Origin of the sequence: Streptomyces sp. NBC_01689 (assembly GCF_036250675.1) — a bacterium.
In the GTDB taxonomy this organism is placed as follows: domain Bacteria; phylum Actinomycetota; class Actinomycetes; order Streptomycetales; family Streptomycetaceae; genus Streptomyces.
In genome coordinates this window covers 3,203,609-3,224,979 of sequence record NZ_CP109592.1, presented here as the reverse complement: position 1 = coordinate 3,224,979, position 21,371 = coordinate 3,203,609, and the positions used below count along the sequence as shown (strand labels likewise).

Annotated in this window: 18 protein-coding genes; 14 read left to right on the top strand and 4 right to left on the bottom strand. The window is 70.5% G+C overall.

Features of this window, described 5'->3' with window-relative positions; genetic code table 11:
* Positions 1-65: 65 nt before the first annotated feature.
* The 5 genes from OG776_RS13540 (at position 66) to OG776_RS13520 (ending at position 6,657) form a co-directional block, all read left to right on the top strand.
* Positions 66-824, top strand: coding sequence for an NUDIX hydrolase (locus OG776_RS13540; protein WP_148010848.1), 759 nt, complete (start codon positions 66-68; stop codon positions 822-824).
* Positions 825-930: 106 nt separating this feature from the next.
* The gene (locus tag OG776_RS13535) at positions 931-2,691 is read left to right on the top strand and encodes an ABC transporter ATP-binding protein (protein WP_329320835.1); all 1,761 of its coding nucleotides are present in this window, start codon (positions 931-933) and stop codon (positions 2,689-2,691) included.
* 162 nt (positions 2,692-2,853) lie between these two features.
* Positions 2,854-3,741, top strand: coding sequence for a FadR/GntR family transcriptional regulator (locus tag OG776_RS13530; RefSeq protein ID WP_148010850.1), 888 nt, complete (start codon positions 2,854-2,856; stop codon positions 3,739-3,741).
* A gap of 429 nt (positions 3,742-4,170) precedes the next feature.
* Positions 4,171-5,706: an RNA polymerase sigma factor gene (locus OG776_RS13525; RefSeq protein ID WP_148010851.1), complete on the top strand. Its 1,536-nt coding sequence runs from the start codon at positions 4,171-4,173 to the stop codon at positions 5,704-5,706.
* 132 nt (positions 5,707-5,838) lie between these two features.
* Positions 5,839-6,657 (top strand): serine protease, encoded by an 819-nt coding sequence (locus tag OG776_RS13520; protein ID WP_329320832.1) that lies wholly within the window; start codon positions 5,839-5,841, stop codon positions 6,655-6,657.
* A 448-nt stretch (positions 6,658-7,105) separates the two neighbouring features.
* On the opposite strand, the gene OG776_RS13515 is transcribed toward OG776_RS13520, so the two are convergent.
* Positions 7,106-7,336, bottom strand: coding sequence for a DUF7455 domain-containing protein (locus tag OG776_RS13515; RefSeq protein WP_148010852.1), 231 nt, complete (start codon positions 7,334-7,336; stop codon positions 7,106-7,108).
* Positions 7,337-7,777: 441 nt separating this feature from the next.
* Between OG776_RS13515 and OG776_RS13510 the strand changes: the two genes are divergently transcribed.
* From OG776_RS13510 to OG776_RS13485, 6 genes are all read left to right on the top strand, one after another.
* Positions 7,778-9,901, top strand: coding sequence for a DNA gyrase/topoisomerase IV subunit B (locus tag OG776_RS13510; protein WP_148010853.1), 2,124 nt, complete (start codon positions 7,778-7,780; stop codon positions 9,899-9,901).
* A 410-nt stretch (positions 9,902-10,311) separates the two neighbouring features.
* The gene (locus tag OG776_RS13505) at positions 10,312-10,836 is read left to right on the top strand and encodes a DUF1453 family protein (RefSeq protein ID WP_148010871.1); all 525 of its coding nucleotides are present in this window, start codon (positions 10,312-10,314) and stop codon (positions 10,834-10,836) included.
* Positions 10,833-11,984, top strand: a complete 1,152-nt coding sequence (locus OG776_RS13500) for a sensor histidine kinase (RefSeq protein ID WP_329320828.1) — start codon at positions 10,833-10,835, stop codon at positions 11,982-11,984. Before OG776_RS13505 ends, OG776_RS13500 begins: the two co-directional genes overlap by 4 nt.
* Complete coding sequence (locus OG776_RS13495; protein ID WP_329320825.1) at positions 11,981-12,664, top strand: response regulator transcription factor; 684 nt, start codon at positions 11,981-11,983, stop codon at positions 12,662-12,664. The genes OG776_RS13500 and OG776_RS13495 overlap by 4 nt, the downstream gene beginning before the upstream one ends.
* A gap of 104 nt (positions 12,665-12,768) precedes the next feature.
* Entirely contained in the window at positions 12,769-13,257 is a 489-nt protein-coding gene (locus OG776_RS13490; RefSeq protein ID WP_148010874.1) for a DUF485 domain-containing protein, read from the top strand.
* Entirely contained in the window at positions 13,254-14,846 is a 1,593-nt protein-coding gene (locus OG776_RS13485; protein ID WP_222723802.1) for a solute symporter family protein, read from the top strand. Before OG776_RS13490 ends, OG776_RS13485 begins: the two co-directional genes overlap by 4 nt.
* 118 nt (positions 14,847-14,964) lie before the next feature.
* On the opposite strand, the gene OG776_RS13480 is transcribed toward OG776_RS13485, so the two are convergent.
* Entirely contained in the window at positions 14,965-15,657 is a 693-nt protein-coding gene (locus tag OG776_RS13480; protein ID WP_329320822.1) for a response regulator, read from the bottom strand.
* A 161-nt stretch (positions 15,658-15,818) separates the two neighbouring features.
* Here OG776_RS13480 and OG776_RS13475 point away from each other — a divergent pair, with 161 nt between their 5' ends.
* The 3 genes from OG776_RS13475 (at position 15,819) to OG776_RS13465 (ending at position 18,722) form a co-directional block, all read left to right on the top strand.
* Positions 15,819-16,634, top strand: a complete 816-nt coding sequence (locus tag OG776_RS13475) for an ABC transporter ATP-binding protein (protein WP_148010877.1) — start codon at positions 15,819-15,821, stop codon at positions 16,632-16,634.
* On the top strand, positions 16,624-17,499 hold the full coding sequence (locus OG776_RS13470) for an ABC transporter permease (RefSeq protein WP_187285718.1): 876 nt from the start codon (positions 16,624-16,626) through the stop codon (positions 17,497-17,499). The genes OG776_RS13475 and OG776_RS13470 overlap by 11 nt, the downstream gene beginning before the upstream one ends.
* A gap of 161 nt (positions 17,500-17,660) precedes the next feature.
* Entirely contained in the window at positions 17,661-18,722 is a 1,062-nt protein-coding gene (locus OG776_RS13465; protein WP_148010878.1) for an ABC transporter substrate-binding protein, read from the top strand.
* A 48-nt stretch (positions 18,723-18,770) separates the two neighbouring features.
* On the opposite strand, the gene OG776_RS13460 is transcribed toward OG776_RS13465, so the two are convergent.
* Both OG776_RS13460 and OG776_RS13455 read right to left on the bottom strand, forming a co-directional pair.
* On the bottom strand, positions 18,771-19,448 hold the full coding sequence (locus OG776_RS13460) for a response regulator (protein ID WP_148010879.1): 678 nt from the start codon (positions 19,446-19,448) through the stop codon (positions 18,771-18,773).
* Positions 19,445-21,133, bottom strand: a complete 1,689-nt coding sequence (locus OG776_RS13455; RefSeq protein WP_148010880.1) for an ATP-binding protein — start codon at positions 21,131-21,133, stop codon at positions 19,445-19,447. Before OG776_RS13455 ends, OG776_RS13460 begins: the two co-directional genes overlap by 4 nt.
* Positions 21,134-21,371 lie beyond the last annotated feature (238 nt).

The following is a 21,371-nucleotide window of genomic DNA, read 5'->3' as shown; positions in this document are numbered from 1 at the left end:
GGATCACGTCGGACGTGGTCGGCGAACGACGTGTTTATCGTCAGGGAGACGACTATGATCACGGCATGCCCTACGACCCGTCTGCCTTTCCGCCCTTCGCCGTGACCGTGGACCTGGTCGTGCTGACCGTGCGCCGCCACGCCCTGTGCGCGCTGGCGGTGCGCAGGGGCGAGCAGCCGTTCCAGGGCCGATGGGCGCTGCCGGGCGGGTTCGTACGGGCGGACGAGAACCTCGCGCAGGCGGCGGCGCGCGAGCTCACCGAGGAGACCGGGCTGCGCGCCCACGACCCGTCCGTTCCGGCCCAGGACAACGGCGCGCACCTGGAACAGCTGGCGACCTACGGCGACCCCGAACGCGACCCTCGCATGCGGGTCGTCAGCGTGGCCCATCTCGCCCTCGCCCCCGACCTGCCCGCGCCGAGAGCCGGCGGTGACGCCAAGAGCGCCCGCTGGGCGCCGGTGGAGGAGCTCCTCCAGCAGGGCGGCTACGGCCGTGACGGCGAGCAGGCGGCACCGCTCGCCTTCGACCACGCGACGATCCTCGCGGACGGTGTGGAACGCGCCCGGTCGAAGATCGAGTACTCGTCCCTGGCCACCGCCTTCTGCCCGACCGAGTTCACCGTCGGCGAGCTGCGCCGTGTCTACGAGGCGGTGTGGGGCGTCGCGCTCGACCCGCGCAACTTCCACCGCAAGGTGACGGGAACGCCGGGCTTCCTCGTGCCCACGGGAGGCACGACCACCCGTCAGGGAGGCCGCCCCGCCCAGCTGTTCCGCGCGGGCGGTGCCACCCTTCTCAATCCGCCGATGCTGCGCCCCGAGGTCTGACGGCGGTCCGGTCCGGGACGGTTCGTCACGCGACTGAGGGAGGGCCCGGCGAGGGCGGACCGCCTGATGCCCGAAAAAACGTAAATGTCGCGCTATCTTGCTGTGAGTGATCCAGGCCATCGGATTGACCAGCGCCCCGCGCAGGGACCTGCCGCCCGCCGTCGACGACGTGTCCTTCGAGGCGCGCGCGGGCCACGTCACAGCCCTGCTCGGAGCCCCGGGTGCGGGAAAGACGACGACGCTGAAGCTCATGCTCGAACTCCGGCCGGGCCGGGGGATCACCTACTTCCGAGGCCGGCCCCTGCACCGGATCGCCCACCCCGCGCGCGAGGTCGGCGTCCTTCTCGGCGATGTGCCCGGCCACCCCGCGCGCACGGTCCACGGCCAGCTCCGCATGCTGTGCGCCGCGGCCGGTGTGCCGGTACGGCGCGTCGACGACGTCCTCGAGATGGTCGGCCTCACAGGGGTGTGCGACGAGCGTCTGAGCACCCTCTCGCGCGGCCTGGACCGGCGCCTGGGCCTGGCCTGCGCGCTCCTGACCGATCCGCACACCCTCGTCCTCGACGACCCCGCGGCCGGACTCTCCACCCGCGAGGGCCGCTGGCTGCACGGCATCCTGCGCGCGCACGCGACCCAGGGCGGAACCGTCCTGTTCAGCACGGCCGACCCCAAGGAGGCGGCTCGGGCTGCCGACCGGGTCGTCACGCTGCGGGAGGGCCGCCTCGCCGCCGACCAGGAGGCCGCGGACTTCGCCCGCACCCGGCTGCGCCCCCGGGTCGCCGTCCGCAGCCCGCACGCCGTCCGCCTCGCCGCCCTGCTCGCCAAGGAGGCCCGGACCGGCCGGCAGTCGGTCGAGGTCGTGCGCGAGGACGGCAACCGGCTCTCGGTGTACGGCAGTACCTGCGCCGACGTCGGGGAGACCGCCTTCCGCCACGGCATCCTCGTTCACCAACTCGCCGATGAGATCGGGGACATGGGAACTCCCCGGGTCCCGTCGGCCGACGGTGACTCGCTCGGGAGTGACGATTCTTCCCGGACCGGGAGACCGGCCGCGGAGCGGAGGCCCGCCTCCTCGCCCCCCATCGCCGTCCGGCAGGCGTCGAACCCCCTGCGTCCCCTGCGCTACGAACTGCGCCGTGCCGCCGGTGTCGGTACCGGCTACGTCACGTCCGCCGCCGTGCTGCTCGTCTCCGCGCTGCTGTCCGTGTTCCTCGCCAGAGTCGGTCACACCCCGGCTGCGCGCCTGCTGGTCGCCTGGCCGCGGGAATGCCCTCTGCCGCCCGCGGCGCTCGGCGCGGGCCTGCTCGGCGCGATCTCCTTCGGCGAGGAATTCCGCTACCCCGCGCTGGCCGCGGACCGCGGGACCGTCCCGCGCCGGCTGGGGCTGCTGGCGGCCAAACTCCTCGTCTCCTCGGCCGTCGCCCTCCTGCTGGCCTTTCTCACCGTGGGCTGCGATCTCGAAATCCTCTATCTCGTCTACGGGCGGGAACTCACCGCAATTCCCGGCGACTGGCTTTCTCTGGGGGCGAGTTGGGCCGGACTGGTGGTGGGCTGCGCCTGGGCCGGGGTGCTGGCGGCCGGTCTCTTCCGGTCCACCACCGCCGGGCTGGCGGCGGTGCTCGCCGTTCCGGTCCTCGTCGTCCCGCTCGTACAAAAGGCCTTGTCGGGGCCATCCGTACGGACGGCGGCGGGCTTCCCGGAGCGGCTGCGCGAGCTCACGCTGGTGCAATGGCCGTTCGGGGGAGCGCGCTGTCTGACGGCCGTGGCCCGGCTGGTCGCCCAACCCGTCGGTGGTGCGCTGACGTTGTCGCTGACCGCGCTGCTCTGCGCATATCTGCTCACGACCCTGCGGAGCCGGGTCCGATGACGACCGTCCGAGCCCTTCCGATTCCCACGTGCGCACAACTCCTTGGGGAACGCGCATTTCTTTCCGATAAGGCGTCAATTGCGACAGGGTGAGCGATCACCCTTTCGTGTGCTTTTCACCAAAGACCTCAAGGGAGTTGGAGACGGCGCCGACAAATGATCCGTGAGTACCCTTGCGCACACCATGATGACCGCCGCCCGTTCGACAGACTCCGGCCTTGCCGGACCGGGCGAACTCGACCGCTACCCCTATAGCGACTCCCCCGGTACCGAGCGCCTCGGCGTCCCCGCGTGGGAGAACGCCGACCAGGAGCTCGGCCGCGTGGGCCGGCGTGCCGCGGGCAGCCGCGGACGCGGCCTGCACGGCCAGCTCGTCCAGCAGCTGGGCCAGATGATCGTCTCCGGTGACCTCGGCGCGGACCGTCCGCTCGTCCCCGAGGAGATCGGACAGAGGTTCGAAGTCTCGCGGACCGTCGTCCGTGAATCACTCCGTGTCCTGGAGGCGAAGGGGCTGGTCAGCGCCCGCCCCAACGTCGGCACGCGGGTGCGTCCCGTCAGCGACTGGAACCTTCTCGATCCGGACATCATCGAATGGCGCGCCTTCGGTCCGCAGCGTGACGACCAGCGTCGCGAGCTGAGCGAACTGCGCTGGACGATCGAACCCCTCGCCGCGCGCCTGGCCGCCGGGCACGGCCGGGAGGAGGTGCAGCAGCGCCTCGGCGACATGGTCGAGATCATGGGCCATGCCTTGGCGCAGGGTGACTCGCTCACCTTCTCGCGTGCCGACGCCGAGTTCCATTCCCTCCTGATCCAGGTCGCCGGCAACCGCATGCTGGAGCACCTTTCCGGGATCGTGTCGGCCGCGCTCCAGGTCTCCGGCGGGCCCGTCGCCGGCTGCGACCGGCCGACCGAGGCCTCCTTGGTGCACCACGGCCGCATCGTCGACGCGCTGGCGGCGGCGGACGGCACGGCGGCCGAGACCGCCATGCGCCAGCTGCTCACCGTGCACCCCGAGGTGGAGCGCGTGGTGCCCGCGCCGCGCGAGCACTGACCGTGCTCCGAGGGTGGGGCGGCCGGGGACGTGTCCCCTCGCGCGGCATCGCTCGGCCGGTGAACCCTCTCTCGCCGGACCCCCTCGGATCCTCCCCGGATCCGGTGGGGTCCGGTGATGCGATGAGGTGATGTACCCGTCGGTTTGAGGCGATGAGTCCATCAGCTGACCTCATCTGACCGTATCTGGCTGCTTTTGGGCTCTTACGGGGTGTGACTCGGGCCACGCAGATTGGGCGTAACGCTCTTCGGAACTGCGCGATGACCTAAGAGGTGACAGCCGAGGAAGGAATACGGACGCCGTTCACGGCGCTGTGCATCTTCCCGGCCCCGCCCGCGCCGTCGACCCATCCCCAAGTCGGCGGTCGTCGGTCCTTGTCCGTACCGGACGGGGCCGGAAGCCGTTTTCCAACGTTCCGAGAGGTTGTTCGTGTCGGCCAGCACATCCCGTACGCTCCCGCCGGAGATCGCCGAGTCCGTCTCTGTCATGGCGCTCATCGAGCGGGGAAAGGCTGAGGGGCAGATCGCCGGCGATGACGTGCGTCGGGCCTTCGAAGCTGACCAGATTCCGGCCACTCAGTGGAAGAACGTACTGCGCAGCCTCAACCAGATCCTCGAGGAAGAGGGTGTGACGCTGATGGTCAGTGCCGCGGAGCCAAAGCGCACCCGAAAGAGCGTCGCAGCGAAGAGTCCGGCCAAGCGCACCGCCACCAAGACGGTCGCGGCGAAGACGGTGACCACGAAGAAGGCCACCGCCACCGCAGCCCCGGCCGCACCTGCCGCCCAGGATCCGGCCGAGGACGCGTCCGAGGGCCGGGTCGCCGCCAAGAAGACGGTCGCCAAGAAGGCCGTCGCGAAGAAGACGGTCGCCAAGAAGACGGCGGCCAAGAAGACCACCGCCAAGAAGGACGACGTCGAGATGATCGACGACGAGGCGGTCGAGGAGACCCCGGGCAAGCCCGGTACCGAGGAGCCCACCGAGGACGGCGCCCAGGGCTTCGTGCTGTCCGACGAGGACGAGGACGACGCGCCCGCGCAGCAGGTCGCCGCCGCCGGTGCCACCGCGGACCCGGTCAAGGACTACCTGAAGCAGATCGGCAAGGTCCCCCTGCTCAACGCCGAGCAGGAGGTGGAGCTCGCCAAGCGCATCGAGGCCGGCCTCTTCGCCGAGGACAAGCTGGCCAACGCCGACAAGCTCGCCCCGAAGCTCAAGCGCGAGCTGGAGATCATCGCCGAGGACGGCCGCCGGGCGAAGAACCACCTCCTGGAGGCCAACCTCCGTCTGGTGGTCTCCCTGGCCAAGCGCTACACCGGCCGCGGCATGCTGTTCCTGGACCTCATCCAGGAGGGCAACCTCGGTCTGATCCGCGCGGTCGAGAAGTTCGACTACACCAAGGGCTACAAGTTCTCCACGTACGCCACCTGGTGGATCCGTCAGGCGATCACCCGCGCCATGGCCGACCAGGCCCGCACCATCCGTATCCCGGTGCACATGGTCGAGGTCATCAACAAGCTCGCGCGCGTGCAGCGCCAGATGCTCCAGGACCTGGGCCGCGAGCCCACCCCGGAGGAGCTGGCCAAGGAACTCGACATGACCCCGGAGAAGGTCATCGAGGTCCAGAAGTACGGCCGCGAGCCCATCTCGCTGCACACCCCCCTGGGTGAGGACGGCGACAGCGAGTTCGGTGACCTCATCGAGGACTCCGAGGCCGTCGTCCCCGCCGACGCGGTCAGCTTCACGCTCCTCCAGGAGCAGCTGCACTCCGTTCTCGACACCCTCTCCGAGCGCGAGGCGGGCGTCGTCTCGATGCGCTTCGGTCTCACCGACGGTCAGCCGAAGACCCTCGACGAGATCGGCAAGGTGTACGGCGTCACGCGAGAGCGGATCCGTCAGATCGAGTCCAAGACGATGTCGAAGCTGCGTCACCCGTCGCGCTCGCAGGTGCTGCGCGACTACCTCGACTAGGTCTCGGCCGCACGTCGACCAGGGCCCGACTCCCGCTGGGGAGCCGGGCCCTCGGCCTGTCCGCGGAGTGCGCGCCGTCACGCTGTGGATCACTCTGGGTGTTCCAGGACCATCCCAGAGTGAGGAGCGCAGATGCGCCGCCCCCTTGTCGCCGCGCTGGCCCTTGCGGCCGCCGCCGCCGTGATACCACTGGCGTCCCCCGCCCCCGCCGCGACCGGTGACGTCATCATCGGAGGCCAGCCCGTAGACATCGCGCAGAGTCCGTGGACCGTGGCGCTGTCCAGCCGTGACCGGTTCGGAGGTACGCGGGCCGGGCAGTTCTGCGGGGGTGCGGCGATCGCCCCGACGCTCGTACTGACCGCGGCCCACTGCCTGGGTCCGCTCGTGCTCGGGGGGCCGCCGCAGAAGGTCCGCGACCTGAGGATCATCGCGGGCCGGGAGGACCTGCTCTCCGACAAGGGCCAGGAGATCCCCGTCAGCAAGACCTGGGTGAATCCGGCCTACGACGCCGCCGCGAACGCCGGGGACTTCGCGGTACTCACCCTCGCCTCCCCGCTGCCCCAGAGCTCGGTCGTCCGGATGGCCGCCGCCGGGGACGCCGCCTACGCGCCCGGTACACGGGCGGCGGTCTACGGCTGGGGGGACACGTCGGGGGACGGCGACTACGCGCTGACCCTGCGGTCCGTGGGCGTGAACGTGCTGTCCGACGCCGTCTGCGAGCGAGCCTATCCGGGAAACGCCGACGGCACCTACAGGGCCGCCTCCATGCTGTGCGCGGGCGAGATCGAGGGCGGGCGGGACGCCTGCCAGGGTGACAGCGGAGGGCCGCTGGTCGCCGGGGGCCGACTGATCGGTCTCGTCTCGTGGGGCAGCGGCTGCGGGCAGCCCGGCAGTCCCGGCGTCTACACCCGGGTCTCCGAGGTCGCCAAGGTGCTCCGCTCGCGCCGTTGACCGCGCGCGGATCCGAGGTGCGGTCCGCACGGTCGCTGACCGCTCCGGTGGGAGTTCCTGGGTGACGGTGCGGCCTTCAGGGGCTCAGGGGCCGGGTCGGTTCCGGGAGCCGTGTACGCCTGCACACAGACCGCCGGCCCGCACATCGGTCCGAGTCCCTCCGGACGCTCTGTGGGCGCGGTGGGTGCTCTCAGGCGCGTCCGGGGTCCGGCGGTGTGCGCGGGTTCTCGGACGCCCGGGGCCGGTGTGGCTCGTGGAACCGTAACGGCTGAAACACCGGGACGGGGGCGAAACCGTAGATCTCGGGCGCTCGCCTTCGGAGGGTGGCGGCCAGTGGCACGGAGCGTGGCGGCGGGCGGTACGCATACGGGCGGCCACCCCCAGTAGCGGGGGCGGCCGCCCGTACACCCGGCCTCAGCCGGAGTTGGCTCGTCGTTGATGCGAAGTGTCAGTGCTCTTCGTCTTCGGACGTTGCAGGGACCGACGTCAGTCGCTCCGTCTCGTCCTGTATCTCAGCGGCGATCTTCTTGAGTTCCGGCTCGAACTTACGCCCGTGATGGGCGCAGAAGAGCAGCTCACCGCCGCTGAGGAGGACGACGCGCAGATATGCCTGGGCGCCGCAACGGTCGCAGCGGTCAGCGGCCGTCAGCGGGCTCGCGGGGGTCAGAACAGTAGTCACGTCGCCTCTTCTCTAGCTCGACGAGCTGTCGTACCAGGGTCAACATCCAACCAGGCCGAAAACGTTCCCGCTCGTGGCTTTTCCTCGAAAATTTCTCTCCGGGGCGGCTGTCTGCTGCCGGGTGGCGGCGAATGAGCCGTATTGCGTCTTCGCGTCGTACGGGTTCGCGCTGTCTGTCAGGGTCGGTCCTCCCGCCGGCTGGCTTGCCGGTTGTTCAAGAGGACGTGCCCGGAGCCTAAATGGTTCATGCCCCGAAGGGAACGTGATATGTACTTCACTCCATCGAGGGATCGAACACCCATGCGACCCTGGACTAGTCTGAGTTCATGCGAGGGTGGCGTTACAACGGCTCTACCAGGCCTCGGTACCCTCTCAGCGGTGACCCAAGCCGGCCCCTTACCCAAAAGGGCCCCATCTGAAATTCAGCGAGGAGCGAACCGCGTGACCGCCGACACGTCCGTGCCGTCCACAGCGATGCTGACCGGATCAGACCGGGACGGTTCCAACTACACCGCGCGGCACCTGCTCGTCCTCGAGGGGCTCGAAGCCGTCCGCAAGCGCCCGGGCATGTACATCGGGTCGACCGACAGCCGCGGTCTGATGCACTGCCTGTGGGAGATCATCGACAACTCCGTGGACGAGGCCCTGGGCGGGTACTGCGACCACATCGACGTGATCCTCCACGACGACGGCTCGGTGGAGGTGCGGGACAACGGGCGTGGCATCCCGGTCGACGTCGAGCCCAAGACCGGCCTCTCCGGCGTCGAGGTCGTGATGACCAAGCTGCACGCCGGCGGAAAGTTCGGCGGCGGCTCCTACGCGGCCTCCGGCGGTCTGCACGGCGTGGGCGCCTCCGTGGTGAACGCGCTCTCCGCGCGTCTGGACGTCGAGGTCGACCGCGGCGGCAACACGCACGCGGTCAGCTTCCGGCGCGGCACCCCCGGAGCGTTCAAGGCGGACGGTCCCGACGCCGCCTTCGACGCGACGAGCGGGCTGCGCAAGCTCAAGCGGATCCCGAAGACCCGCACCGGGACGCGCGTGCGCTACTGGGCCGACCGCCAGATCTTCCTCAAGGACGCCAAGCTCTCCCTGGACCACCTGCACCAGCGCGCCCGCCAGACCGCGTTCCTGGTCCCGGGCCTCACCATCGTCGTACGCGACGAGTACGGGCTCGGCGAGGGCGGCAGCAAGGGCGAGGAGTCCTTCCGCTTCGACGGCGGCATCAGTGAGTTCTGCGAGTACCTGGCCTCCGACAAGCCCGTCTGCGACGTGCTCCGCTTCTCCGGTCAGGGCAGCTTCAAGGAGACCGTCCCGGTCCTCGACGAGCACGGACAGATGACGCCGACCGAGGTCACCCGCGAGCTCGGCGTGGACGTGGCGCTGCGCTGGGGCACCGGCTACGACACGACCCTGCGGTCGTTCGTGAACATCATCGCCACCCCCAAGGGCGGCACCCATGTCGCCGGCTTCGAGCAGGCCGTCGCCAAGACGATGAACGAGGTGCTACGGGCGAAGAAGCTGCTGCGTGTGGCCGAGGACGACATCGTCAAGGACGACGCCCTGGAGGGCCTGACCGCCGTCGTCACCGTGCGCCTCGCCGAGCCGCAGTTCGAGGGTCAGACCAAGGAGGTCCTCGGGACCTCGGCGGCCCGTCGCATCGTGACGAACGTGGTCACCAAGGAACTCAAGGCGTTCCTGACCACCACCAAGCGGGACGCCGCGGCGCAGGCCCGGGTCGTGATGGAGAAGGCCGTCGCCGCCGCGCGCACCAGGATCGCCGCGCGCCAGCACAAGGACGCGCAGCGCCGGAAGACGGCCCTCGAGTCCTCGTCGCTGCCGGCCAAGCTCGCCGACTGCCGCAGCGACGACGTCGAGCGCAGCGAGCTGTTCATCGTCGAGGGCGACTCCGCGCTCGGTACGGCCAAGCTGGCGCGGAACTCGGAGTTCCAGGCGCTGCTGCCGATCCGGGGCAAGATCCTCAACGTTCAGAAGTCGTCCGTGACGGACATGCTCAAGAACGCCGAGTGCGGCGCGATCATCCAGGTCATAGGGGCCGGGTCCGGACGGACCTTCGACATCGACGCGGCGCGCTACGGGAAGATCATTCTCCTCGTCGACGCGGATGTCGACGGTGCGCACATCCGGATCCTGCTGCTCACGCTCTTCCAGCGGTACATGCGGCCGATGGTCGAGGCCGGTCGGGTGTTCGCGGCTGTTCCGCCGCTGCACCGCATCGAGCTCAGCCAGCCCAAGAAGGGGCAGGACAAGTACGTCTACACGTACTCGGACCGTGAGCTGCGGGAGACGCTGCTGGAGCTGCAGCGCAAGAACGTGCGGTACAAGGACTCGATCCAGCGGTACAAGGGTCTCGGTGAGATGGACGCCGATCAGCTGGCCGAGACGACGATGGATCCGCGGTACCGGACCCTGCGGCGGATCAACATCTCCGACCTGGATGCCTCCGAGCAGGTGTTCGATCTGCTGATGGGGAACGACGTCGCTCCGCGCAAGGAGTTCATCTCCAGGTCCGCGGCCACGCTGGACCGGTCGCGTATCGACGCGTAAGGGCTGCGCGGGCGGTGCGGGTGGTTTGTCTGCGCCGGGTGCGGGTGCGGGTGCGGGTGCGGGTGCGTCGTGCCCGAGGTGCCGGTGCGGGTGGTGGGGCGGGGGCGGGCCGGTACGTCGAGCCCGTCGCCGTTGGATCAGACGTGGGTTGCTCGGGGAGCCGCTGCTCGATCCGGGCGTGAGCGACGGGCTCGACGTACCGGCCCGCCCCCTCGTGTGCGTCGCCGGGTGCGGGGTTCGGTCCTGGTCGCGGGGGTGCGGGTCCACCCGTGGGTGGAGGAGTCGCGGGGTGGTGGTTCCACCCTGGATCCACCCGGGCTCCGATCTGGTGATCCCGGGATTTCCGTAGCGTCGGAGATGTCGGCAGCGGTCGCTGTCGGTGACGGTCCTCGCCGCTCATGGAGGTCTCGATGTCCGGGCTCGTCAACGCTTTGGTGATCGCCGCCGTTGTAGTTCTGGTCGTCGTCCGCCAGTTCCGTACGCGCAAGGTCGGCACGGACCGGCGCTGGTGGCTCGTCCCGGTCGTGCTCGCCGTGATCGCACTGCGTGAGCCGGGGCTCGTCGACTCCCATCACCGCACCGAGGCGGCTCTCCTCCTCGCCGCCGAGGTCGTCGTCGGACTGGGCGTCGGTGCAGCCTGGGCGTGGACGACGAGGCTGTGGACGGAGCCGGACGGCACGGTCTGGAGCAGGAGCACCAAAGCCGGTGCGGCCGTCTGGGGCGTGGGCATAGCCGTGCGGCTGGGGCTCTTCGGCATCGGCGCGCTGCTGGGCGTGCACCAGAACAGTTCCGCCCTGCTGCTCGCGCTCGCCGGCACCCTGCTGGTGCGCTCCGGACTCCTGCTGTGGCGGTCGCAGTCCCTGCGCCCGGCGGTCGGGCATGACGCGGCGTACGGTGGCGGCGTGCCCCAGGCCTTGTGGAAGGAGCGCGTGTGACCGAGCATTCCTGGACCCGTTGGCCGTCCCGCGAGGCGCTCTCCCGGGCCGGAGTGACCAGGGCGAGGCGCATGCTGGCCCTGGCCACGCGTCTCTTCGCCCTGGGTGTGCTCCTGTGGACGACCTTCGCGAACAGTGACCTGAGCGGATGGGGCACCGCCGCGGCGGTGCTGACGGTCATCCTCTGCGGGGCTGCCGCCTGGGGGTTCTGGCGGACCACACTCCAGCACCGGCTGCTGCCCTCCGTGGCGCTGCTCGCGCTGCTGCTCGCGATCGCGACGGTGGCGGCGAACACGGGATTCCGGATTCCGGCGCTCGTGCTGTGGTGCGCGTGCGGGATCAGCGCCGTCGAGAGACTGCCCATGGCGGCGGCACTGCCCCTCACCACGGTGGCGCTGAGCGCGTACGCGGCGGTCAACAACGACGTCTGGCTGACCACGGTGGCCACGGCCGGCGGGCTCGTCCTGGCGGGATACGTACTGCGCCTGGACGCCGAGGCGCGGGGCAGCGCGCAGCGCCTCCTCGCCCAGGAGCGCGCGGCGCGTGCGGCCGAGGCGGAGTCGGCGGCGCTCGCGGAGCGCGCCAGGATCGCGCGGGAGATCCACGACGTGCTGGCGCACAGCCTCTCGGCGCAGATGGTGCACCTGGAGGCGGCCCGGCTGCTGATCGAACGCGGCGCCGATCGGGAGACGATCCTCGAACGCGTCGTGGCCGCCCGCGGGATGGCGAGGGAGGGGCTGGCCGAGACCCGGCAGGCGCTCTCCGCGCTGCGGGGCGAGATGTCGCCGGTGGAGGAGTTCCTGGGTGAACTGGTCGCCACCTCCGACGGAGCCGACGTCACCGTCACGGGTGAACGCCAGGCGCTGCCGGCCGAGGCGTCGCAGGCGGTGCGCAGGGTGGCGCAGGAGGCTCTGACGAACGTCCGCAAGCACGCGCCGGGCGCCAAGGTCCACGTACGGCTGGAGTACGGCGAACACGAAGTGACGCTGGCCGTGCGGGACTCGGGCGGGGCTCCGGGCGAGCTCGGGGCCTCCGGCGCCGGGTACGGTCTGCTGGGCATGCGGGAGCGTGCCGAACTGCTGGGCGGCTCGTTGGAGGCCGGGCCGGACGAGGAGGGGTTCGTGGTCACGCTGAAGGTGCCCGTATGACGACGGGAGAGGCCGGGAAGGCGGCCCGGGTCGTGGTGGCGGACGACCAGACCGTGGTACGCGAGGGCATCGTGATGCTCCTGGGACTGCTGCCGGGGATCGAGGTCGTGGGATCGGCGGGGGACGGGGAGGAGGCCGTGGCGCTCGTCGCCGAACTCGCCCCGGACGTCGTGCTGATGGACCTGCGCATGCCTCGCTGCGACGGCGTCGAGGCGACCCGGCGCATCCGTACCGAGCATCCCGGGACCCAGGTCGTCGTGCTCACCACGTACGCGGACGACGAGTCGCTGTTCCCCGCGCTCAGGGCCGGAGCCCGCGGATACCTCACCAAGGACGCGGGCGGTGACGAGATCGTGCGCGCTGTGGAGAGTGTGCTGTCCGGCAACGCGGGACTCTCACCGAGCGTCCAACGGCGCCTGCTGGAAAGGCTGTCGCAGCCGGAGGCGCCGTCGCCCGCACCGGTGGAGCCGCCGGACGGACTCACCGCGCGCGAGACGGAGGTGCTGCTGCTCATCGCCGAGGGTCTCACCAACCAGGAGATCGCCCGCAAGCTGCACGTCTCCACGGCCACGGTGAAGACCCACATCAACAATCTCTTCGCCAAGACGGGCCTCAAGGACCGTGCCCAGGCGGTGCGTTACGCCTATGGGAAGGGTCTCGTCCGGCCACCGGTGAATTGAGTCACCTGATGGGGTGAAGCGGGTGGGTAGAAGAGTCCGGGATCTTCCCGATCTGTACATCCTTGGGTACGCGGCCGAAACGGGCCGCGGACAAGGAGAGTTCGGTGGAGAAGCACGACGGCCGCGACACGGGGGAGGTCCGGTTCGACGACCCCTGGTATGACGCGCTCGCCTCCGACTGGGGCGAGTTGGACGGTACGGGGGCGCCCGCGCCCGTCGTCCCGCACGCGCGCCAGGGGCAGACAGGCCGCACGGGCGGGGCGGCCGAGGTCTATCTGACGGTGCAGCGCAGCGCGGCCTTCCAGGAGGTGCGCGGCCGGTACCGGAGGTTCGTGGTGCCGGCCTTCGCCGTGTTCTTCACCTGGTACGTCGGCTATGTGGTGACGGCGACGGCCGCGCCCGGGTTCATGGCCCGGTCGGTCGCGGGCGCGGTGAACGTGGGCATGGTCGCGGGGCTCGGGCAGTTCCTCACCACCTTCGTGCTCACCTGGGCGTACGCGCGGCACGCGCGACTGCGCCGGGACCGAGCGGCTCTCGAACTGCGCTGGGACACGCAGGAGTTGACGCGCAACGTCACAGGGGCCGAGCGGTGACCGGCAACCATCAGACGTTGGCGCTGCTGCTGTTCAGTGTGTTCGTGGCGGTGACCCTGGCGATCACGACCTGGGTGAGTCGCAACCGGCACGGTTCGGCGGAGGAGTTCTACGCCGGAGGGCGACTGTTCTCATCAATGGAGAATGGTTTTGCCATTTCTGGTGATTATATTTCGGCGGCGTCCTTCCTCGGGGTCACCGGACTCATCGCGCTCTACGGTTACGACGGACTGCTGTACGTCGTGGGATTCTTCGTCGCCTGGCTCGTCGTCCTCTTCCTGGTCGCCGAACTGGTGCGCAACTGCGGGCGGTTCACGCTCGCCGACGTGGTCGCGGCGCGGATGAGCGAGCGGCCCGTGCGGATCGCGGCCGGTACGGCCTCGGTGACGGTGTCCGTCCTGTACCTGGTGGCGCAGATGGTGGGCGCCGGCAGTCTGGTCGCCCTGCTGCTGGGCGGCACGAGCGACGCGGCGCGGAACTGGACGGTCATCGGCGTCGGCGCGCTCATGGTGATCTATGTGTCGCTGGGCGGGATGCGGGCCACCACATGGATCCAGATCGTCAAGGCGGTCCTGCTGATGGGCGGAGCCGTCGCGCTGACCGTGCTCGTCCTGGTGCGTTTCCACGGCGACTTCAACCAGCTGCTGCTCTCGGCCGCCGGGCGCAGTGGGCACGGCGACGCGTTTCTCGTGCCCGGTCTGAAGTACGGCGGGGACTGGACGGCGCGTCTCGACTTCATCAGCCTGGGCCTGGCGCTGGTGCTCGGCACGGCCGGTCTGCCGCACATCCTCTCGCGCTTCTACACCGTGCCGACCGCGCGGGCCGCACGGCGCTCGGTGGTCTGGGCCATCGGGCTCATCGGGGGCTTCTACCTGATGACGATCGTGCTGGGCTTCGGAGCGGCGGCGATCGTCGGACCGAAGGCGGTGCGGGAGTCGAACGCGGCGGGGAACACGGCGGTTCCGCTGCTCGCGCTGGACCTGGGCGGCGGCCCCGACTCGACCGGCGGCACGGTGCTGTTCGCGGTGGTGGCGGCGGTCGCCTTCGCCACGATCCTCGCGGTCGTCGCCGGCATCACCCTGGCGTCCTCCGCGTCCGTGGCGCACGACCTGTACGCCTCGCTGCGACGCCGGCACGCGAAGGTGCGCAGCGAGGTCGCGGTGGCGCGCGCCGCGGCCGTGGGTATCGGGGTCGTCGCGATCGCGCTCGGACTGGTCGCCCGGGACCTGAACGTGGCGTTCCTGGTGGGTCTCGCCTTCGCCGTGGCGGCGTCCGCGAACCTTCCGGTGCTGATGTACTCCCTGTTCTGGCGGAATTTCACGACCCGTGGCGCGGTGTGGGCCGTATACGGAGGGCTGGTGCCCGCGTTGGCGCTCGTGCTGTTGTCGCCGGTGGTGTCGGGCAGCCCCGACTCCCTGTTCCCCGGCGTGGACTTCCAGTACTTCCCCCTGCAGAACCCCGGCCTGGTGTCGATCCCGCTCGGCTTCCTCGCGGGCTGGCTGGGCACGGTCACCTCCGCCGAGCCCCCGGACGAGGCCAAGCACGCGGAGACCGAGGTGCGGTCGCTGACGGGTGCCGGGGCGGTCTGACGGCTCGGGCACCCCGGGGGCGTACCCGACCACGGGAGTTCATGGCGGTCGGGAATCTCCCGCACGCCCCCAGCGGCGTGTGGGCCGCGCGGACGGAGCGGGCGGGACAGGGCAGGTCTCAGGGCGCCACCCACGCGTACCGGTGTTCCGGGCGTCCGGTGTCGCCGTACCTGAGCGACAGGCGCAGGCGTCCCGCCTGTTCGAGATGGCGCAGATAGCGCTGGGCGGTGGAGCGGCTGAGGCCGGTCTCGGCGGCCACCTCGTGGGCCGACAACGGCCGGCCGGAGCGGTGCAGCACACCGCAGATCAGGTCGGTCGTCGGCTCCGAGTGCCCCCGGGGCAGTCCGGGCGACAGCGGCGCGGGCGCGGTACGCAGGGCGCCGAAGATCCGGTCGACCTGGTCCTGCCCTGCCACACCGCGCCCGCCCACCCGGTCGACGGTGCGGCGCAGGGCGGCGTACGAGTCGAGGCGGGTGCGCAGCGCGGCGAAGGTGAACGGTTTGACCAGATAGTGCAGGGCGCCCAGCCGCATCGCGGCCCGCACGGTCATCACGTCGCTCGCCGCGGTGATCATGATGACGTCGCTGCCGTGTCCCTGTTCGCGCATGTGGTGGACGAGTTCGAGCCCCGTCCGGTCGGGCAGATAGTGGTCGAGCAGGACCAGGTCGACGGGCGCGCGCTCCACGGCGGTCAGGGCCTGGGCGGCGCTGTGCGCGCGGGCGGCCACCCGGAATCCGGGAACCTTCCCCACGTACTTCGCGTTGATCTCAGCGACGCGGAAGTCGTCGTCCACGACCAGGACGTCAATCATCGGGCCTCTTTCTCCCCAGGCCTGGCGAGCGTTGAGCCCGTGTTTCGGCTCCGCTGTTGTAGCGCGAGCAAAACGAGCACAACAGACTCTTGCAAGCAGAAGAATTCCTTGCGCCCAGAAGACTGACGCTGTGGCCCGCGCCACACCTACCGTCCGGACCCATGAGCGCAGACACCAGCCCCGCCATCGAGCTGCGGGGCGCCAGCAAGATCTTCAAGACCCCGTCAGGGGGTCTGCACACGGCGGTCAGGGAACTGGACCTGACCGTCGGACGTGGCGAGTTCGTGGCCGTCGTCGGTCCCACGGGCTGTGGGAAGTCGACCACGCTGACCCTGGTGAGCGGCCTGGAGGAGCCCACCGAGGGCGAGGTCCTGGTGGCGGGCGCGCCGGTCGAGGGGGTCGGCGACAAGGTCGGATTCGTCTTCCAGCAGGACGCCACCTTCCCGTGGCGTACGGTCCTGTCGAACGTCATGGCCGGCCCGCGCTTCCGCGGGGTCCCCAAGGCGGAGGCGAAGCAGCGGGCCCGCGAATGGCTGGCCAGGGTCGGACTCGCGGCCTTCGAGGACCGCTACCCGCACCAGCTCTCCGGCGGTCAGCGCAAGCGTGTCGCGCTCGCCGCGACCTTCGTCAACGACCCCGAGATCCTGCTGATGGACGAGCCGTTCTCGGCACTCGACGTGCAGACCAGGGCCCTGATGTCGGACGAACTTCTGGAGCTGTGGGAGGGCACGGGCGCCTCGGTCGTCTTCGTCACCCACGACCTGGAGGAGTCCATCGCGCTCGCCGACAAGGTCGTCGTGATGACGGCGGGCCCGGCCACCGTGAAGCAGATCTTCGACATCGACCTGCCGCGGCCGCGCAAGGTGGAAGCGGTACGGCTGGAGCCGCGGTTCATCGAGATCTACCGCGAGATCTGGGAGTCGCTCGGCGAAGAGGTCCGCATCACGCGCGAGAGGGGTGCGGCCGATGTCGCCTGACCTCATGCCCGAGACCGTCGCGGCCCCGGCCGACCACGCGTCGGCCAAGCCCGGACGCGCCCACTCACGGGCCCTGGCCGCCCGCAGACGACGGTTGATCGTCGCCGCCGCCCGCGCGGTGCTCCTGGTCGCCGTGCTCGGTCTGTGGGAGGTGTTCGCGCGGGCCGAGATCATCGATCCGTTCAACTTCTCGATGCCGTCGAAGATCTGGGACCAGATCTACACCTGGACGACCCACGGGACCGCGCTCGGTTCGCTCGGCGAACAGATCTGGTTCACGCTCCACGAAGCGCTGCTCGGCTGGATCATCGGTGTGGTGTCCGGTGTGGTCTTCGGGATCGCGCTGGGCCGGATCGCCTTCCTCGCCGATGTCCTTGGTCCATACATCAAGGTGCTCAACTCCATACCGAGGATCGTGCTGGCCCCGATCTTCGTGATCTGGTTCGGACTCGGTCCCGCCTCCAAGATCGCCTCCGCGGTGGTCCTGGTGTTCTTCCCGGTCTTCTTCAACGCGTTCCAGGGCGCCCGTGAGGTCGACCGCAATCTGGTCGCCAACGCCCGGATCCTCGGCGCCAGCGACCGCCGGGTGACGCTTCAGGTCGTCATCCCGTCCGCCACCTCGTGGATCTTCACCAGCCTTCATGTCAGCTTCGGCTTCGCGCTCATCGGCGCGATCGTCGGGGAGTACATCGGCGCCACCAAGGGCATCGGTCTGCTCGTCGCCCAGTCACAGGGCACCTTCAACGCGGCCGGTGTGTACGCCGCGATGGTCATCCTCGCCGTGGTCGCCCTGCTGGCCGAGGGACTGCTCACCTTCGCCGAGCGCCGCATCTTCCGCTGGAAGCCGTCGGACTCCGAGAGCTGACCGTTCCGGAGCGCGACGACGGCCGGTACCCCGACCGCCCGGTCGGTGCCATCCACCCGGCCGCGCGCGCCGCCCCTCCCCGGAGGCCGGCTGTTTCGCCGGCGCCTCCTCCACGACACCCGTCCCGCCCGCACCGCCTTCTCACAAGGACGTGACCCAACATGCGCAAGACCGCCAGATACTCCGCGCTGGCAGCAGCCGGTCTGCTCGCCCTCTCCTCCCTCACCGCCTGCGCCAACGACGCGGCCTCCTCCACCGCCGACAGCGGCAGCGACGCGGGGGGCGGCAAGGGGGAGCACGTCAAGATCATGGTGGGCGGCCTGGACAAGGTCATCTACATGCCGGCGATGCTCACCCAGCGGCTCGGCTACTTCGGCGAGCAGGGCCTCGACGTCGAACTCCTCAGCGAGCCGGCCGGTGTGCAGGCGGAGACCGCGCTCGTCTCCGGTCAGGTCCAGGGGGCCGTCGGCTTCTACGACCACACCCTCGACCTGCAGACCAAGGGCAAGTCCGTCGAGTCCGTCGTGCAGTTCTCGCACGCGCCCGGCGAGGTGGAGCTGGTCTCCTCCAAGCGCGCGGACGACATCACGTCGCCCAAGGACTTCAAGGGCAGGAAGCTCGGCATCACGGGACTCGGCTCCTCCACCGACTTCCTCACCAAGTACCTGGCGGTCAAGAACGGCGTGAAGGTCAGCGACTTCTCACCGGTCGCCGTCGGCGCCGGGCCGACCTTCATCTCCGCGCTCCAGAAGGGCGCGATCGACGGCGGCATGACGACGGACCCGACGGTCGCCACGGTCCTGCAGAAGGGCCTGGGCAAGGTGCTCATCGACATGCGCACACCGCAGGGTTCGACGGAGGCGTTCGGCGGCCCGTACCCCTCGTCCAGCCTCTACATGCAGACGGACTGGGTGAACGGTCACAAGGAGACGGTCCAGAAGCTGGCCAACGCCTTCGTGAAGACGCTCGCGTGGATGTCCACGCACAGCGCGTCCGAGATCGCCGCCAAGATGCCCGCCGACTACTCGCAGGGCGACAAGAAGCTCTACGCCACCGCCATCCAGAGCACCCTGCCGATGTTCACCAAGGACGGGGTGATGCCCGAGGGCGGACCCGAGACCGTCGAGAAGGTGCTCAAGGCGTTCAACCCCAACTTCAAGAACGTCAAGGTGGATCTGGGCAAGACCTTCACCACGGAGTTCGTGAAGAAGGCCACCGGCTGACCGGTCCGAGGCGCACGGCGCTGTGCCCCGGCCGCCTCCGTCCTGACCTCACACGCGGGTCGCCCAGACATAGCGATGCTCCGGGCGGCCCGCGTCGCCGTACCTGAGGGACAGGTGGGCCCGGCCGGCCCGCTCCAGGAGCTTCAGATAGCGCTGGGCGGTCTGCCGGCTCAGTCCGGTCCCCTCGGCGATCTCCTGGGCCGACAGCGGCTCCTCGGCGTCGAACAGGGCGCGGCGTACGAGCTCGGCCGTGGGGGAGTGCCCCTTCGGCAGGACCGGCTCGGCGGTCGCCGACAGGGCGCCGAAGATCCGGTCCACCTGGGCCTGTTCGGCCTCGCCGCCACCGTCGAGGGTGCGGCGCAGATCCGCGTACGCCTCCAGCTTGGCGCGCAGGCCCGCGAAGCCGAACGGCTTGACCAGGTACTGCAACGCGCCCAGTCGCAAGGCCGCCTGCACGGTCGAGATGTCACGGGCGGCGGTCACCATGATGACGTCGGCCGGGCGGCCGCGACGCCGCATCTCCCGGACGACCGTCAGCCCCGTCTCGTCGGGCAGGTGGTGGTCCAGGAGGACCAGGTCGAGGTGCGGCAGCGTCTCCATGAGGCACAGTGCCTCGGTGGCGCTGTGCGCCTCGCCCACGACGCGGAAGCCGGGCACCTTTCCGACGTAGGCGGCGTTGACCCGGGCGACCCGGGTGTCGTCGTCCACGACCAGCACCTCGATCATCGCGTCCTCTCTCCCGCGGCGGCGGGACCGGTGGGTTCCGGTTCCGGCGCCGGTTCCGGTTCCGATTCCGTGAACGTCCCGGTCAGCGCCTCCGGAAGCACGACCGTGAACTCCGCGCCCCCGCCGCTCGCCTCTGCCACCTCCGCGCTGCCGCCCTGCCGCTCGGCGAACCGGCTCACCAGGGAGAGACCGATCCCGCGTTTCCCGTGCGCGGGCGGCTCCTTGGTGGACCATCCGTCCGTGAAGATCAGCTCCCGCCGCTCCGCCGGGATGCCCGGTCCGGTGTCCCGTACCCGCAGCACGGCGGTGCGGCCCCGGGCCCGCAGATCGACCTCCACGCGCGCGTGGGGCGTACCGGCCACGGCGTCGAGCGCGTTGTCGACGAGGTTCCCGACGACGGTGACCAGTCCGCGCGGGTCGACCAGCCGGTCGGGCAGCAGGCTCCCGTCCGAGATCCACAAGGCCACTCCGCGCTCGGCCGCGACGGTCGCCTTGCCGACCAGCAGGGCCGCGAGCAGGGGATCGTGGACCTTCTCGGTGACCTGTTCCGCGGTGATCCGGTGGTCGCCGACCACCTCGCCGACGAACTCCACGGCGTCGTCGTACATCTCCAGTTCGAGCAGCCCCAGAAGGGTGTGCATCCGGTTGGCGTGCTCGTGGTCCTGGGCCCGCAGGGCGTCGATCAGCCCGTGGGTGGAGTCGAGTTCACGGCCGAGCTGCTCCAGCTCGGTGCGGTCGCGCAGGGTGGCCACGGCGCCTCCGTCGTCGGTCGGCATCCGGTTGGCGACCAGGACGCGCTGACCGCGCACGGTCAGCAGATCGGTGCCGGTGACCCGTCCGGCCAGCACATCGGTCGTCCGGCCCGGCCCGAGCACGTCGTCGAGCGGTTCGCCGATGGCCGCCGCGCCGAGTCCGAGCAGCCGCTGCGCCTCGTCGTTGAGGAGCCGTATCCGGCCGGTGCGGTCCAGGGCGACGACGCCCTCCCGGATGCCGTGGAGCATCGCCTCGCGCTCCGCGAGCAGCGCGGAGATGTCGGAGAAGGCCAGGTCACGGGTCTGCCGCTGGACCCGCCGGGAGAGCAGGTACGCGGCGAAGGCCCCCACGGCCAGCGCCCCGCCCGCGTAGGCGAAGAGACCCGGGATGGCGTGCATGAGCCGGCCGCGCACACTGTCGTACTCGATACCGACCGAGACCGCGCCGACGATGTGCCCGTGGACGTCGCGCAGCGGCACCTTGCCGCGCGCCGAGCGCCCCAGCGTGCCGCTGTCGATCTCCATGATGTCCTTGCCGGCCAGCGCCCGGCTGGGGTCGGTGGAGACGAATCCGCCGATCTGGGTGATGTCCTTGTGCGACCAGCGCACGCCGTGCGTGTTCATCACCACCACGTACTCGGCCCCGCTGGCCCGACGGATCCGCTCGGCCGCGGTCTGTACGGGACCGTTCACCGACGGGATCGACGTCTGCAGGTCCTCGGCGATGCTGGGCTGGGCCGCGGTGGCCTGCGCGATCGCGAGCGCGCGGCGCATGGCCTGGTCGTCGAGCTGGGCGCTCAGCGGCGCGAGGAAGAGGCCGGTCGCGAGGACGGCGACCCCGGCGGCGATCGCCACCTGCATCAGCAGGACCTGCGAGAAGACCCGCCGGGGCAGACCGAGGCGCAGTCGTCGTGCACGGGGAGCGGAACTCATACCGACGACCGTACGGGGGAGGGCGCTCCCTGCCGTAGGGGGGTGTGGCGTGAATCTCCCGGGGCTGTGGGTGCGGACGGCAGACGGCAGACGGCAGACGGGGGAGCCGGGGCGCGGCCGCGTGGGCCGTGACGGCCGTCGCGAGCGCGTCCTGCGCGGGACGCCGGGACGCCGGGGCGCCGGGACGACGGACACCGTGACGCCGGGACGCCCGCGACACCGGGATGCCGGCCGGTGG

Excerpts from the sequence above, each read along its gene's own strand:
- OG776_RS13540 (WP_148010848.1), top strand. The coding sequence starts at position 66 with ATGCCCTACGACCCGTCTGCCTTTCCGCCCTTCGCCGTGACCGTGGAC.
- OG776_RS13520 (WP_329320832.1), top strand. The coding sequence starts at position 5,839 with ATGCGCCGCCCCCTTGTCGCCGCGCTGGCCCTTGCGGCCGCCGCCGCC.
- OG776_RS13505 (WP_148010871.1), top strand. The coding sequence starts at position 10,312 with ATGTCCGGGCTCGTCAACGCTTTGGTGATCGCCGCCGTTGTAGTTCTG.
- OG776_RS13495 (WP_329320825.1), top strand. The coding sequence starts at position 11,981 with ATGACGACGGGAGAGGCCGGGAAGGCGGCCCGGGTCGTGGTGGCGGAC.
- OG776_RS13480 (WP_329320822.1), bottom strand. The coding sequence starts at position 15,657 with ATGATTGACGTCCTGGTCGTGGACGACGACTTCCGCGTCGCTGAGATC.
- OG776_RS13475 (WP_148010877.1), top strand. The coding sequence starts at position 15,819 with ATGAGCGCAGACACCAGCCCCGCCATCGAGCTGCGGGGCGCCAGCAAG.
- OG776_RS13470 (WP_187285718.1), top strand. The coding sequence starts at position 16,624 with ATGTCGCCTGACCTCATGCCCGAGACCGTCGCGGCCCCGGCCGACCAC.
- OG776_RS13465 (WP_148010878.1), top strand. The coding sequence starts at position 17,661 with ATGCGCAAGACCGCCAGATACTCCGCGCTGGCAGCAGCCGGTCTGCTC.
- OG776_RS13460 (WP_148010879.1), bottom strand. The coding sequence starts at position 19,448 with ATGATCGAGGTGCTGGTCGTGGACGACGACACCCGGGTCGCCCGGGTC.
- OG776_RS13455 (WP_148010880.1), bottom strand. The coding sequence starts at position 21,133 with ATGAGTTCCGCTCCCCGTGCACGACGACTGCGCCTCGGTCTGCCCCGG.